Origin of the sequence: Polaribacter sp. (assembly GCF_024639685.1) — a bacterium.
Taxonomy (GTDB): domain Bacteria; phylum Bacteroidota; class Bacteroidia; order Flavobacteriales; family Flavobacteriaceae; genus Polaribacter.
Map to the genome: position 1 here is coordinate 270603 of NZ_JAHEHX010000021.1, position 15197 is coordinate 285799.

General features: G+C 29.7%; 14 protein-coding genes and 1 tRNA gene. 7 read left to right on the forward strand and 8 right to left on the reverse strand.

Annotated elements, in window-relative coordinates:
- Positions 1–89: 89 nt before the first annotated feature.
- Positions 90–1418 (forward strand): D-arabinono-1,4-lactone oxidase, encoded by a 1329-nt coding sequence (locus Q0L44_RS10830; protein WP_296638393.1) that lies wholly within the window; start codon positions 90–92, stop codon positions 1416–1418.
- Positions 1405–2064, forward strand: a complete 660-nt coding sequence (locus Q0L44_RS10835; RefSeq protein ID WP_296638396.1) for an HAD family phosphatase — start codon at positions 1405–1407, stop codon at positions 2062–2064. Before Q0L44_RS10830 ends, Q0L44_RS10835 begins: the two co-directional genes overlap by 14 nt.
- Here Q0L44_RS10835 and gldA read toward each other — a convergent pair.
- The 5 genes from gldA to Q0L44_RS10860 form a co-directional block, all read right to left on the reverse strand.
- Complete coding sequence (gene gldA, locus Q0L44_RS10840; protein WP_296638398.1) at positions 2054–2944, reverse strand: gliding motility-associated ABC transporter ATP-binding subunit GldA; 891 nt, start codon at positions 2942–2944, stop codon at positions 2054–2056. The genes Q0L44_RS10835 and gldA overlap by 11 nt on opposite strands.
- A gap of 47 nt (positions 2945–2991) precedes the next feature.
- Entirely contained in the window at positions 2992–3753 is a 762-nt protein-coding gene (locus Q0L44_RS10845) for a hypothetical protein (RefSeq protein ID WP_296638400.1), read from the reverse strand.
- A gap of 62 nt (positions 3754–3815) precedes the next feature.
- Positions 3816–6566, reverse strand: a complete 2751-nt coding sequence (locus Q0L44_RS10850; protein WP_296638401.1) for a TonB-dependent receptor — start codon at positions 6564–6566, stop codon at positions 3816–3818.
- Positions 6567–6611: 45 nt separating this feature from the next.
- The gene (locus Q0L44_RS10855) at positions 6612–7442 is read right to left on the reverse strand and encodes a GLPGLI family protein (RefSeq protein WP_296638404.1); all 831 of its coding nucleotides are present in this window, start codon (positions 7440–7442) and stop codon (positions 6612–6614) included.
- A gap of 98 nt (positions 7443–7540) precedes the next feature.
- Complete coding sequence (locus Q0L44_RS10860) at positions 7541–8383, reverse strand: GLPGLI family protein (RefSeq protein WP_296638407.1); 843 nt, start codon at positions 8381–8383, stop codon at positions 7541–7543.
- Positions 8384–8627: 244 nt separating this feature from the next.
- On the opposite strand from Q0L44_RS10860, the gene Q0L44_RS10865 reads away from it, so the two are divergent.
- The 5 genes from Q0L44_RS10865 (at position 8628) to Q0L44_RS10885 (ending at position 14022) form a co-directional block, all read left to right on the forward strand.
- The gene (locus Q0L44_RS10865; protein ID WP_296638411.1) at positions 8628–9242 is read left to right on the forward strand and encodes a deoxynucleoside kinase; all 615 of its coding nucleotides are present in this window, start codon (positions 8628–8630) and stop codon (positions 9240–9242) included.
- Between the two features lie 396 nt (positions 9243–9638).
- Entirely contained in the window at positions 9639–10502 is an 864-nt protein-coding gene (locus Q0L44_RS10870; RefSeq protein WP_296638414.1) for a sigma-70 family RNA polymerase sigma factor, read from the forward strand.
- A 216-nt stretch (positions 10503–10718) separates the two neighbouring features.
- Positions 10719–11375, forward strand: coding sequence for a ribulose-phosphate 3-epimerase (rpe, locus tag Q0L44_RS10875; protein ID WP_296638417.1), 657 nt, complete (start codon positions 10719–10721; stop codon positions 11373–11375).
- Positions 11376–12761 (forward strand): exonuclease domain-containing protein, encoded by a 1386-nt coding sequence (locus tag Q0L44_RS10880; RefSeq protein WP_296638419.1) that lies wholly within the window; start codon positions 11376–11378, stop codon positions 12759–12761.
- A complete protein-coding gene (locus Q0L44_RS10885) occupies positions 12742–14022 on the forward strand; it encodes an FAD-dependent oxidoreductase (RefSeq protein WP_296638420.1) in 1281 nt (426 codons plus the stop codon). Before Q0L44_RS10880 ends, Q0L44_RS10885 begins: the two co-directional genes overlap by 20 nt.
- Positions 14023–14173: 151 nt before the next feature.
- Here the strand turns inward: Q0L44_RS10885 and Q0L44_RS10890 are convergent.
- The 3 genes from Q0L44_RS10890 to Q0L44_RS10900 form a co-directional block, all read right to left on the reverse strand.
- Positions 14174–14247: transfer RNA gene (locus Q0L44_RS10890), tRNA-Arg, on the reverse strand.
- A 37-nt stretch (positions 14248–14284) separates the two neighbouring features.
- Complete coding sequence (locus tag Q0L44_RS10895; protein WP_296638422.1) at positions 14285–14734, reverse strand: GatB/YqeY domain-containing protein; 450 nt, start codon at positions 14732–14734, stop codon at positions 14285–14287.
- Complete coding sequence (locus tag Q0L44_RS10900; RefSeq protein WP_296638423.1) at positions 14731–15195, reverse strand: retropepsin-like aspartic protease; 465 nt, start codon at positions 15193–15195, stop codon at positions 14731–14733. The genes Q0L44_RS10895 and Q0L44_RS10900 overlap by 4 nt, the downstream gene beginning before the upstream one ends.
- Between the last annotated feature and the right edge of the window lie 2 nt (positions 15196–15197).

Consider the following 15197-nt stretch of genomic DNA (forward strand, 5'->3'; position numbering starts at 1 on the left):
TGAATCCCTGATTTTTGTTTTTATTAACATTTAAAAAACAAACAGTGACCCTATTATTTTATAGTTTTGTTTAACAAAATAAAAAAATAATGAAACAAAATAAAAATGGAACTTGGGTTAGTTGGAATGAAAATTTAAAACACAACTACAAAACGATGTATAGCATTACTAAAGAAGAAGAACTTCAAGAAGTAATCGCTAACAGTGAAAAGATTCGTTTTTTTGGTAGCAAACAATCTTCAGCAGATATCGCTACAGGTTCAGACGCAATAATAAACATGACTACCTATAATAAAATTGTTTCTTATGATTATACAAAGAAAACAATTACTGTTCAATCTGGTCTTCTTTTAAGTGATCTTCTTGAAGCTATAGAATCTGTAGGTTGGTGCATTCCTTGTTTACCGGATATTAATACTATAACAATTGGAGGAGCTTTAGCAACAGGAACTCATGGTACAAGCGGAAAGCTTTTATCTGAATATATGAGTGAGTGTAACTTAATCCTTGCGGATGGGAGTTTAAAAACAATTACAGAAGATGATGAAGATCTAATAAACGCTGTAAGAGTCTCTTTAGGAATGTTGGGAGTTATGTCTACCATTACATTTCAATGCGAGCCAATATATACTTTACATGTAAAGGAAAAACCAGAAAGTGATAGCGAATGGTTACCAAAAATAAAAAGTAGGTTAAAGGAACATGACTTCTTAAGAATATTATGGCTTCCTCACACCAATAAAGGCTATGTGATTACTGGAGATAAAATAGATGCCAATACAGAAGTAATCGAAAATAAAGGTCCAAAATATTTAAAACATAGAAGGAATGCTTCAAAAATATTATACAAATACTCTCACAAGTTTCCATGGATTACAGCAATAGCAAATAAAATATTAGCTAAAGCTTTTTTTAGTTCAAAAAAAGAACACAAAGGCAGTTTGTACCAAGCAACAGTAACCAAATCTAGAGGATCTACTCTAGAATTGGCAGAATGGACCATTGGTTTAGATAAATTCCCACAAGTATTTGAGGAGATTAAAAGCGAAATTAATAAATGGAGTAATAAATCATTCATTCATATTCCTATGGATGTAAGATTTGTTTATAAAGATAAAAGTTGGTTAAGCTACGCATATGGACAAGATACAGTAACCATGGGCTGTGTTTCTAGAAATGCTGCAACTGCAGATACTTATGAAGCCTTTAAAAGTGTAGAAAAGATTTTCTTAAAACATGGAGGTAGACCTCATTGGGGAAAACGATTTGCTGCTAAAGATGCAAAATTATCAAAAGTATATCCAAAATGGGAAAACTTTAAAGAACTTAGAAATCAATTAGATCCGACTAATAAGTTTTTAAATCCATATTTAACAGAACTGGTTAATGCTAAAGCTTTAGTGTATGAAAATGCCTAAAGGTTTTTTGTTTGACTTTGATGGGGTTGTTGTAAATAGCTTTAAAAGTCATCATGCTGCTTGGGCATCTGCCTTTTACGAATTATTTAAAAGAGAAATACCGCAATTTCCATTGGAAATGGCAGGTAAATCTCCAATGAGGATTGCAAACTACTATTGTAGTACGATTGACAGAGAAGACTACACAAAAAAACTTTACGATTTAAAAGATCTTCATTTAGACAAACATTTTATAACCCCTAGATTATTGCCAGGAATTTTAGAAATCACCTCATTTTTAAGAACAGAAAATATTCCATATGGAATAGCTAGTAATGCAACTAAACAATTTCTTAAAAATAGTGTTACTGCACTAAATTTAAGTTTTACAAAGGTATTTGGAGTAGAAGATTATGAACATCCAAAACCAGCACCAGAAGCTTATATTACATTAGCAAAAGCAATAGGTTTTACAGCTAAAGATTTTAAAGAACTTTGGGTTTTTGAAGATAGCTTAACTGGAATTACTGCGGCTAAATCTGCAGGAATGAACCCTATAGGTATTCTTACACAATATAGTGAAGAGGCATTATCAAAGGCTGGAAGTAGTCTTGTTTTTCAAACAATATTGGAAGCGTATCATTATCTTATAAAAACTAACCCGTAATTTCTCTAAATAATGTTTCTAAATTTTTTTGTTGAGTAGATAATTCTAGAATTTTAAGCTCTTTCTCTTTAGCAAAGTCAAAAAGTTTAGGTCTCATATCTTCTTTGGCATCAAAAGTAAGAATCCAAGATTCATTTTCTTTTTGAATAGAAGTAAGATTAAAAAGCGGTTTAAAATCATTGTCAGAAATTATTTTATCGAACAATACTACAATAACTTGTAAGTTACTATTTTTGAGAATACTTAATGATTGATCTTTAAGTATTCTCCCTTTTTTAATGATAAGTACTCTATCGCAAATTGCCTCTACTTCTTGCATAATGTGAGTAGATAATAGTACTGTTTTCTGTTTACCTAAATCTTTAATCAATTTTCTAATTTCAACCAATTGATTCGGATCTAAACCAGTAGTTGGTTCATCTAAAATTAAGACTGATGGATTGTGTAAGATAGCTGCTGCAATGCCAACTCTCTGCTGATATCCTTTAGAAAGTTGGTATATCTTTTTATGGGCTTCATCTGTTAACCCAACTTTTTCTATACAGCTTTCAATTTGTTTTTTATCAACCTTAAAAATTTGGGCTCTAAATTGTAAATATTCTCTTACATACATTTCTGCATATAAAGGATTGTGTTCTGGCAAATAACCTATGGTTTTCTGAGCCTCAATTGGGTTTTGTAGCACATCTATTTCATCAACCAAAACATCACCAAAATTTGGTGTTATAAAACCTGTTAAGATTTTCATCATGGTAGATTTACCTGCACCGTTTGGACCTAAAAAGCCAATAATTTCTCCTTTCTTGGCTGAAAAAGAAATGCCATTTAAAGCTTTTTGCTCTTTATATAATTTAGAAACTGATGTTACTTGTATAGACATGATTTTCTTTTTGTTACACTAAAACTGTAAACGTAATAATATTACTTTTAGTTTTTGATTGCCAATCTTATTTTTCGAATATTTTTCATTCTTTGCCAAGCTTCTCTGTGCCTTTGTTTGTAAAACCATAAAGTACCTAAATCTAATAAAAAATAAAACAAACTAATTCCACTTGGTGGATTTGCACTTGGTAAAAATGGCACTACATTCCAGGCTTTACTTGGCCAAAACCAACATTTATAATAGGTACCTACCAACTCTAAAACAACTACAGATGCATACATGGTTAAGTAAAACAAACGCTCTTTTGATTTATTTCGTAAGATGAATAAAGTTGCAACTGTCATTACAAAACCAAAAACATCATTCTTAAGTACCAAAAACAAGGTCGAATAAATAATGATAGCTATAATCAAAAAGGTTTCAATTTGTTTTCTTCTACCTTTTATTGATGCTGCTTTCGAAAAACACAAAACTGCTATGTATACAAATGCATGACCAAAAGGAATGTAATGTGGTACATTTTCTAATCTATAGGTATACATACCCAATAAAACAGAAAATAAATACTCACCAAAAAAACCAATAAGAACAGCAGAAACCATTTGTTCTTTTAATCTTGGTGTTACTTTAAAAAATGTAATAAAAAATACAATGAGCATTAAAGCATTTGCATAAACCTGTGCGTTTTCAGTAATTTTTACAATGTAAAAACTATCTAAAAACAAGCCTACAACAAAAAAAAGATAAAGTAAACCTAACGTTTTAAAAGTTGTGTAAATAGGCGATTTTGATGCTAATAAACTCATTTAACAAAAATAAAAAAATGGCTCAAGAATGAGCCATTTTATATTTAAAGATTTTAGATGAATTATAATTGATAACGAACTCTAAAACTTATGAATCTTGGTAAAATAAATCTCTCATTTAATGTAAATGCAAATACACTCTGACTAACTGAGGCTTGTGAACCAGTTGCTAATAAGTTATTACCTACTACTTCATATTCCCATTTTGCATCACTATCTTTTCTATAAGCTAATTTTGCATTCCATAAACTAAATGAGTTAGCAGAAACACCATTTTGTCTTTGATCTGTAAATGAATAATCTGAAGTTAATGTTACAGATTTCCAAATGTAAGCATCAAAGTTTATAGAAGGTGTATGTCTAACTGTTTTAACAATATCTCGTCTTGCACTGTTTTCTTGGTTGCTAAAACTAATGTTATACCTTAAAGTAATATTTGGTGCTTTTCTAAAGTTAGTACCAATTCTTGTATTAAAACCATAACTTGTATTCTCATTAGTATTCTCTAAAGAATTGATGAATTGATAACTTTTATTAAAATTATAATTACCTCCTAAACGTGTTTGAATTTTTCCAAAAGTTTTTCCTGCAGATAATATGGCTGTAAAGTTTTCATTATCTAAAAGAGAGTTGATAGAATTACTAATAGAAACTACAGAACCTGGTTCTAAAATTGTATTTCTGTTTACTTGATCTATGGTTTTAGTGTAATTAACTCTAGCAAACACATTACTGTTGTTAAACAAATTAAAACTTCGATAATTTAAACTTACATTATGAAAACTTGCATTAATTAATTCTGAATTTCCAAAAAAGAAAGAATCGTAACTATTGGCAACAATACCTCTAGCAATCTGATTAACATCTGTAAAATTTACTTGTGGTCTGTATGTGAAATTTAAACTCTCACTTTGCTTAAACTGTGCAATAACATTAAACTCAGGTAAGAATTTAAAGAATATATCTTCAAAAGTTTCAGTACCATATTGTGTATTATTTGAGTTGTAAGAATGTAATGTAAAACCAGGTGTAAATGTAAAAATACCTGATCTTAATCTATATCTTAAACCTGCATAAATATCAGTAAAATTATACTCAGTATCATTGGTTGTTTGAGGATCTACAATACCAGGTATTGTTGGATTAGGATCTAATTCTGCACCATTGTCTAAAATTTGGAAAAAACGAGAATCAAAATTTTGTTGACTTAATATAGTACCAGCAACAAAGTTTAAGTTACTTTTTTGATTTAGAATATAGTAGTAATCTAATTTTGCATCTAATTGATTCGATTTTACTTTTCTGTCTTGCTCTAATGTATAAAACATGTTAGACCTGTCTAAACCTAAAGTTTCTGCAGCATCATCAAAACCATCATTATCTACATCATCATTATTATTTGGATCATTTTCTAAAGAAGCTACATAAAAAGGATCTTCATCTTGTAATAAATGTTTTACCTCTAAAGCAAAAATACTTTTTTCGCTTGCAGTATAGAAATAACTAAAATCTTGATTTATAGTGTATGGTGTTGCACTTTCGAACTGATTAATATCACTTAACACTCTAGAATCTACAGACTCATTGCTAAACTCGTTAGAAAAACGTCCAGAAATATTATAATTTAACTGGTTGTTAAAATCTTTCTTATAAACAGTACTAAAACGAAATAAACCTGTGTTACTTGTTTGGTCTGTTTTAGTATCTCTAAATTCATCTGGAATTCTAGGATCTACATAATCAATATCATTAATATTTCGCTGTCCGTTACTATTCCCAGACCAAATTAAAAATCCACTTAAATCTAATTTAGGGTTTGGGGAATAACTAAAATTTAACGCAGAAAGCCTTGTTTCTATTCTGTTTGCATTTCTTGCACCAGCATTTAAAAAGCCAATACCAGCATCTCCTAAACTAATATTTGTTCCATTAGAAGGACTTTGACTTTGGAAACTTCCTCCAAAACTTCTAGCATCTCTTCTACTGATAACAACATCACCAAGATTATTTACATCACCAATAATGTTGATGGTATATTTTGGTGTGTAATAAAATAATTTTGGCTGAAACAAATACAAGGTTTCATCTTGAGATTGACCTCCACCTGCAGAAATATCACCAAACCAAAAGTTCTTTTTACCTTCTTTTAATTTAATGTTGATAGCAACCCTATCTTGATTGTTTTGTACACCACTTAATTGGCTTACATTCGAGTAGTTTCTTAAAACCTGTATTTTATCTACAGCATTAGATGGTATGTTTTCTGTAGCTAATTTAGTATCTCCACTAAAAAACTCTTTACCATCAACCATTATTTTTTCGACAGCTTTACCTTCTACTTCAATTTGGCCTTCATCATTTATTTCTACACCTGGTAATTTTTCCAATACATCTTTTAGTTTCCTTTCAGAACCATTTTTAAAGGAATCTGCATTATAAATAATAGTATCTCCTTTAACAGTTACAGGCATCTTTGCTACTATGTTAATCCCTTCTAACATATTGTCTTCATACATAGTGTAGTTTTTAGACATGTCTGTAGCACCAGTTTTTATGTTTTCGCTAATTTCTTTAAAACCAACATAACTTATTTTTATATTGTAAACTGTATTTTTTGCCAAATCTAGTTTAAAAACACCTTTAGCATCTGTAAAACCATAAGAAGCAATTCGTTTAGCAACAGTATCTAAAGCAATAACGTTTGCCATTTCTAATGGCTCACCTATAGAATCTTTAACAACTCCTGAGTATTTTATTTGACCACTAGCTGATAAAGACACCATAAAAATGGCGATAAGTAGTAATTTTTTCATTTGTAAATTAATTTAATTGAATAGCAATTTTAAGAAAGAGTCATTTTAGTAACCTCTTCTACCTCCACCACGTCTGTTTTGAAAACGTTCTTTTAATTCTTCGGTCTTTTGTTTTATAATTTTGTTGTATTTCTCTCTCGTTACTTTTGTACCTTTTTTTGGTTTTTCTATAGTAATCGGTTCAGAAGGATTGATTACAATCTCAGTACACAACATGGTTGTTCTATCTGCATTTAATTCTAAAATTAACCCTGGCAATCCCCAATAAGATTCAGGACCAGAACTAACAGGAATTTGTGGTGTGTACCAAGCAGTAACATTAAGTATTTTTTCAGCAGCTTTATCTTCTGTTTTTGTAGAATCATTTTCTTGATTTCTTCTTCCTCTTCTAAAAATACCTCCCCAATCAATTTTAGTATCTACAGTAGTCATAGTTGCTTTATAAGCGGTATACTGACCAATTTTTTTACTCTCTGTACCTAACTCCCATTTTGGTTGTTCCATTGGCTCAACAACTAAAAAACGTTTGCTAAATTGCTCTACGTCTTCAATCATTTCACGATCCTTTAAGTTTTTATAAATAGAACCCTGACCATTACTTGCACCCCATCGTGAACCTGAAGTTCCTGGAGCATCTAATTTTACTTCTTCCTTGAAAGAAGATTCATTTTTATTAAAGCTTAATATGTATGTTTTCTCTAAAAAATTTTTCATACGAGCCATCATTTGCTTTTTTTGTTGCTCGCTCATTTGATTACCAAACCTACTCATATCCATCGTAGTTTTAGACATATAGGTAGCTTTACCTTCAAAGTTTTTTTGTGCAAAAGTTGCCATTGTAATTAATGACAGAAAGAGTGATAATAATGATTTCATGTTTATTTTTAAAAATTTTAATCAAAAGTAATTGTATAATGTTCACTAAGACTTAAAAAAAGCTTAAAAGTTTAAACATGTTAGGAAAACTTTAACAGTTAATCTCCCATTTTAATCTGAATTCCGTTGCCTAATTCCACCCCTTTTCTAGATTTCATTTTCTCCATCATTTCATCATTCTTTTTCTTTTGAATTTTTATAAATTTCTTTTTAGAAACTATTTTTCCTTTTTCTGGTTCAATAATCTTAATTTCTTTTTCTGGATTCAGTTCAATTTCAGTACAGACAATTAAACTTTTACCATCATTTATTTCTAAAATTAATCCTGGTAATCCTTGATAGTCTTTTGGACCATTACTTATAGGAATCTGAGTAGTGTACCAAGCTGTTGTTGTAACAGATTCTTTGGTTTTAGTCTCTTTAGATTCTCCATTAACCATGCTAAAACTTATATTTTCTGCTTCTTTTGTAAAACTAGCTTTATAACAGGTATACATTCCGATGTTTTTAGTTTCTGAAGATAATTCCCAATTGTACAATTCTAGTTTATCTTTTACTAAAAACGGTTTTCCCATAATTTGAGTTTTATTAGAAAATGTTTGATCTTTTATATTTTTATAATAAATATCTGTACTTCCAGACCCTCCGAAAGACATTACCATAACTCCACCTCTACCTGCCATAGGATTTGGATTGTCTAATTTTACATCTTCCTTATAAATAGATGTTGTTTTATCAAACTCGAGAATAAAGGTCTTTTGACTCATTTTTTGCATTCTTTTCTTGAGCTCTTCCTGCATTTTATCTGTTATTCCTGGCTGATTTTCCCCATAAGAAATTGTAGATTTTCTACTCGTTTTATAGGTTGCTTTTCCCGTAAAATTTTGTGCGTTTATTGTATTCACAACTAATATTAATATCAAAAAATGTAATGCTCTCATGTGTTTGTTTCTCTTTAATATATCTAATTAATAAAGTGAAAATAAACATTTAAAAATAAAATTTCAAGAATGCAGTAATTTTGCTTCATAAAAATTAAAAATTTATGATTTTATTTAAAAATTCATTAAAAAACGCTCTAGATAAAAAAAAGTTAATTGAAAGATTTTTATAAATTAAATCATTACCCCATTTTACTTTATTATTTTTAGTAATTTAGCCCTTCTTAACTTATAGAATAAAAAAATGCACGTTGCAATAGCAGGAAATATTGGCGCAGGTAAAACTACGTTAACCAAATTACTAGCCAAACATTACAAATGGAAACCTCATTATGAGGCTGTGGACGAGAACCCTTATTTAGATGATTTTTATGGAGAAATGGAACGCTGGTCATTTAATTTACAGGTATACTTTTTAAATAGTCGTTTTCGCCAAATTTTAGAATTGAGAGAAACAGGTAAAAACATTATACAAGATAGAACCATATATGAGGATGCACATATTTTTGCGCCTAACTTACATGCAATGGGTTTAATGACAAATAGAGATTATAGTAATTACAGTTCTCTTTTTGAGTTAATGGAAAAATTAGTTTCTCCTCCAGACCTATTAATTTATTTAAGAGCAGACATATCTACCCTAGTAGGACAAATTCATAAAAGAGGAAGGGAATATGAAAACTCTATAAGTATAGATTATTTAAGCAGATTAAATGAGCGCTATGAAGCTTGGATTTCTACCTATACCAAAGGAAAGTTATTAGTAATAGATGTAGATAGTTTAGACTTTGTGACAAATCCAGAAGATTTGGGATATATTATAGATCGTATAGATTCACAAATAAATGGTTTATTTTAAAAATCATTAAATTAGTGATTTATAAAAATAGAAAGAGACCGTAAAAACGATCTCTTTTTTTTGTGATAAAATTATCACTAATGATAGATAGTCCCCCAACTCTCTATCAAGTTTTTATTGAAATAAGTCAATACTTGATAATTTCTAAAAAAATTAAAACAACGTAATTTGTAGATAGTTTACAAAAGTGTATTTTAATTTCGAAAAAAAGATACTTTATATTTTGCGGAATTATGAAAAAAAATAACATAATTATGAAAATGCAAAAATAAACCCTATAAGAGCTTTGGGCATTGAAAAAAAATAAACATAACTTTTTTGTAACATTTATTTAAAAACAAACGTATAATACTATAGAGATAGTAAATATCTTTTTTTAAAAGCATTTAGAAATTCATGAGACAACTTAAAATTACCAAGCAGGTTACGAATAGAGAAACTGCTTCCCTAGACAAATACTTACAAGAAATTGGTAAAGTAGATTTAATTACTGCAGATGAAGAGGTAGAATTGGCTCAGCTTATTAAAGCAGGAGATCAAAGAGCCTTAGAAAAATTAACAAAGGCCAATTTACGTTTTGTAGTTTCTGTAGCAAAACAATATCAAAATCAAGGTTTAACATTACCAGATTTAATTAATGAAGGTAACTTAGGTCTAATTAAAGCAGCAAAACGTTTTGATGAAACTCGTGGTTTTAAATTTATCTCTTATGCAGTTTGGTGGATTCGTCAATCTATTTTACAAGCGTTAGCAGAGCAATCTAGAATTGTACGTTTACCTTTAAATAAAATTGGTTCTATTAATAAAATCAATAAAATGTATGCGTTTTTAGAGCAAGAAAATGAAAGACCTCCAAGTCCTGAAGAAATTGCAAAAAAACTAGACATGACTGTTAATGACGTTAAAGAATCTATGAAAAATTCAGGACGTCATGTATCTATGGATGCTCCTTTAATTGAAGGTGAAGACTCAAACTTATACGACGTTTTAAATTCTGGCGAATCTCCAAACCCAGATAGAGTTTTATTACACGAATCTTTACGTATAGAAATAGACAGAGCTTTAGAAACTCTTACTCCTAGAGAAGCAGATGTTGTAAAATTATACTTTGGTTTAGGAGAACACCAACCAATGACTTTAGAAGAAATAGGTGAAACTTTCGATTTAACAAGAGAGCGTGTGCGTCAAATTAAAGAAAAAGCAATTCGTAGATTAAAACACACATCTAGATCTAAAATTTTAATGACCTATTTAGGATAAACTAAATTCTCAATAAAAAATAAAAAACTCTCAAATTCATTTTTGAGAGTTTTTTTATTTAAAGCTATTTCCTGCTTTGTATTATATCTTTTTTTTTAATCTTTAAAAAAGTATGCCACTTCAATTAGGGCTAAACTTCTTAAAAAAGAATTTAATTTAATTCAAACTAAGTTCATTAACTAATTAATTATCTTTGCATAAAACAATGTTAAAATAATGAGTAACTTAATAGCACCTTCAATACTAGCAGCAGATTTTGCTAACTTACAAAGAGATATAGAAATGGTAAATAATAGTGAAGCAGATTGGTTTCATATAGATATTATGGATGGCGTTTTTGTGCCAAACATCTCTTTTGGAATGCCAGTATTAAAAGCAATTAAACAACATGCAACCAAAACTATTGATGTGCATTTAATGATTGTAAATCCAGATCAATATATACAAACATTTGCAGATTTAGGTGCAGACATTTTAACGGTTCATTATGAGACGTGTACACACTTACACAGAACAATACAAGCTATAAAAGCTGCAGGCATGAAAGCAGGTGTTGCTTTAAATCCTCATACGCCCATTGCAGTTTTAGAAGATATTATAGCAGATTTAGATATGGTTTGCTTAATGAGTGTTAATCCTGGTTTTGGAGGGCAATCATTCATAGAAAACACCTATAAGAAAGTTAACCAACTAAAACACTTAATTGAGTTTACAGAAGCTGACTGCCAAATAGAAATTGACGGTGGAGTTACCGATAAAAATGCAAATGCTTTAATTGAAGCAGGCGCAAATGTATTGGTTGCAGGTAGCTATGTTTTTAAGAGTGAAAACCCTACAGAAACCATTGCAGACTTAAAAAATATAATTACCTAATTGTATACAGTAGTAGACATAGAAACCACAGGTAACGGCAATAAAGGTCAAAAAATTACTGAGATTTCTATTATTGTTTTTGATGGTAAAAAAATCATAGACGAGTTTACATCACTTGTAAACCCTGAGCAAAATATACCTCCATTTATTACCAATTTAACTGGGATTACAAATGCTATGGTTAGGTATGCACCTAAATTTCATGAAATTGCAAAAAAGGTAGAAGAGCTTACTAGAGACACTATTTTTGTTGCACATAACGTAAACTTCGATTACAACATCATCAAAGATGAATTTAAGAGTTTAGGTTTCGATTTTAGACGCAAAAAACTCTGTACAGTTCGTTTATCAAGAAAAATAATTCCTGGATTGCAATCTTATAGTTTAGGTAATATTTGTATTGGTGAAAATATACCAATTAATGGCAGACATAGAGCAAAAGGAGATGCAGAAGCCACCACAGAATTGTTTAAACGATTACTAGAAAGAGATGATCATTTTATTATTAATTCATTTTTAAATCCGCGTTCACGTCAAGCAACATTACCTCCTTTATTAGATAAAAAAGTAGTAGATGAATTACCAGAAACTTTTGGAGTTTATTATTTTAAAAATAGCGCTAAAGAAATTATTTATGTTGGTAAAGCTAATAATATAAAGCAACGAGTAATTAGCCATTTTTACGACAAAAAAAAGAAAGAAAGAGAAATGTGCCAAGAAACTGCACACCTTTCTTATACTGAAACTGGTAGTGAATTGCTTGCGCTTTTATTGGAATCATCAGAAATAAAAACAAAGTTTCCAAAGTTTAATAAATCTCAAAAAAATAGCAATACTGCGAACGGCTTGTTTTCTTATGAAGATCAAAAAGGAATTTTACATTTGGCTTTTAATAAACTAAAATTGACTCCTAACCCAATACTAACCTTTTACTCAATAGCTGAATGCAGAGCATTCTTAGAGAGTTTGTGCAACGAGTATGAACTTTGCCCAAAATATTGTCATTTACAAACTAATGTAAAAGATTGTTTTAACTATCATTTACAAAACTGCAAAGGGGTATGTAATCAAAAAGAAGAAATAGCGATTTATAATAAGAGAGTACATAAAGCAATAACCTCTATAGGTTTTAAGGCTAAAAATTTAGTTATTAAAGAAACTGGAAGAAATAATGCTGAAATTGGCTTTACTCTAATTTTAGAAGGCACTTACAAGGGTTTTGGCTATATAGATAAAACTCAAGCAGAACAGTTAGAGCAACCAGAAGATTATCAATTCTTTTTACAACCAAAAAGAGACAATAGAGATGTACAACGAATTTTAACTGCTTATTTAAAAAAGGATTCGAAAGAAAAACAGCAAAAAAATGGAAAAATCAGCATATAAGATACATATAATTGGTGCAGGTGTTAGTGGTTTAATCGCTGCTCAGATTTTAGAGAATTATGGCTATCATCCAACAATTATAGAGGCTACAGATAGAGTTGGTGGTAGAGTAAAATCTGATAGTTATAAGGGATACACTCTAGATCATGGTTTTCAAGTTTTACTTACTTCTTACCCTGCAGCAAAAAAATATTTAGATTATAAAGCATTAGAATTACAAGAGTTTTTACCTGGAGCTACCATTTTTAAAAATGGAAATCAGCAAACCATTGGAGATCCTTTAAGAAAGTTAACATTACTATTTCCAACCTTATTATCTTCAATAGGTAATTTTTCTGATAAGCTGAAAGTATTAAAATTAAACACAATCTTAAAGAAAAAGGAAGTTTCAGCTATTTTTAAAGAGGAAGAAAAAACTACCTTACAATACTTGCAAGATTTCGGTTTTTCAGAAACAATCATAACCGATTTTTTTAAGCCTTTTTTCTCTGGAATATTTTTAGAACCAAATTTGGATACCTCTAGCAGAATGTTTGAGTTTGTATACAAAATGTTTGGTGATGGTTTAGCTGTATTACCAAAAAAAGGGATTCAAGCAATATCAGATCAACTTAAAAGCAAATTAAACAACACTACTTTTCTATTCAACAGTGCTGTTAAAGAGGTTAAAGACAATACTATTTTATTACAAGATCATTCAGAAATAAAAAGTCACATTACAATAATTGCAACAGAGGCAAATACTTTAGTTTCTAATCTTAAAAACCAAGAAACAGAATGGAAAAGTTGTGATACTTTATATTTTGAAACAGAAAAAAGAGTTATTCAAAAACCAATAATTGGATTAATAGCTAATAAAAGTTCTTTGGTAAACAACATATTTTATCATACCAGTGTTCATACAAATAATACAAGTGATAAAGAATTATTATCTGTTAATATCGTGAATAACCATCAATTAAATGAAGCTCAATTAATTAACAAAGTACAGCAAGAATTGAAAGAGCATTGTAAAATTGAAGGACTTCATTTCTTAAAAAGATTTCAAATAAAGAAAGCGTTACCTAACCTTACAAATTTACAATATGAAATTTCTAGTACAGAAACTAAGCTAAAATCTACCTTATTTTTAGCTGGAGATCAATTATTAAACGGTTCTTTAAATGCAGCAATGATTGCTGGAGAAAGAGCAGCTTTAGGCGTTATTCAAACCTTAGAAGATGGTTTAATTGTAGATGAACTGACTTCTGAATATTCGTAAAAAACTCAAAGTAAAATTTACTTTGAGTTTTTTTGTGACTCCAGCAGGATTATCAAAGATGATCCTAACAAAACTCCGTTTTGAAAAAAGAGTTAGAAACTTTAATACATTAAACAAGTTTAACTTTTATATTTTCTAACTCTTCTTATTGTGACTCCAGCAGGATTCAAACCTGCAACCCTCAGAGCCGAAATCTGATATTCTATTCAGTTGAACTATGGAGCCTTTTGTAATTATTTATAAGTTGGCAATTAAGATACTATTATCCTAAATTTTTCTTGACTAATATCGAAATAGTTTTTCCATCTGCTTGTCCAGAAAGTTTTTTAGAAACAACACCCATTACTTTACCCATATCTTTCATTCCTGCTGCATTTAATTCTGTTATGGTTGTCAATACAACTTTTTCAATTTCCTCTTCAGATAGTGCCTCTGGTAAAAACTGCTCTAAGACTGCAATCTCTGCCAATTCAGGTGCTGCTAAATCTTCTCTTCCTTGCTTTAAGAAAATAGCTGCACTATCTTTTCGCTGTTTTACTTGCTTCTGAATAATTTTTAATTCTTGTTCTTCTGAAATTTCTTCTTGAGCTCCAGACTCAGTTTTAGCTAATAAAAAAGCAGATTTCACAGCTCTTAAAGCTTGTAAGGCAACAGTATCTTTTGCTTTCATTGCCTCTTTCATTTTGGTCATTACCTGTTTTTGTAAACTCATCTTAATTGTTTTTTATTTCTCTTCTTTTTTAAATATAGTACTTTACTCTTATAATCAATAAAAGCTTTTCCTTTTTCTAGAACATCTGCTCCAATAATTCCATGTACTTTATCTGCATTATGTTCTTGTAACGCTGAATTTACATGTGCTAGATTGAATAATACCAAATGAAATTTATTGGTATGCCAGTTCCCAATAGTAAGGCTATTCTTTTTAGATAACTTTGTTTCCATACCTGTTGCTCCTGCTCCAGAAGCTTTTGTTTTACAATCCTCTGCAGTAAGCTTAAAAAAAGATATTAAATCTAAACCTACACAAGAATTAGAAGCTCCTGTATCTAAAATGAACTTTCCTGGAACTCCATTAATATTTGCCTTTAACTCTAAATGATTTGTAGCAATTTTATGAAGTTTAACTTTTACATAATTTTTATGTAATAAAATAGCATCAATACTTTTCATAA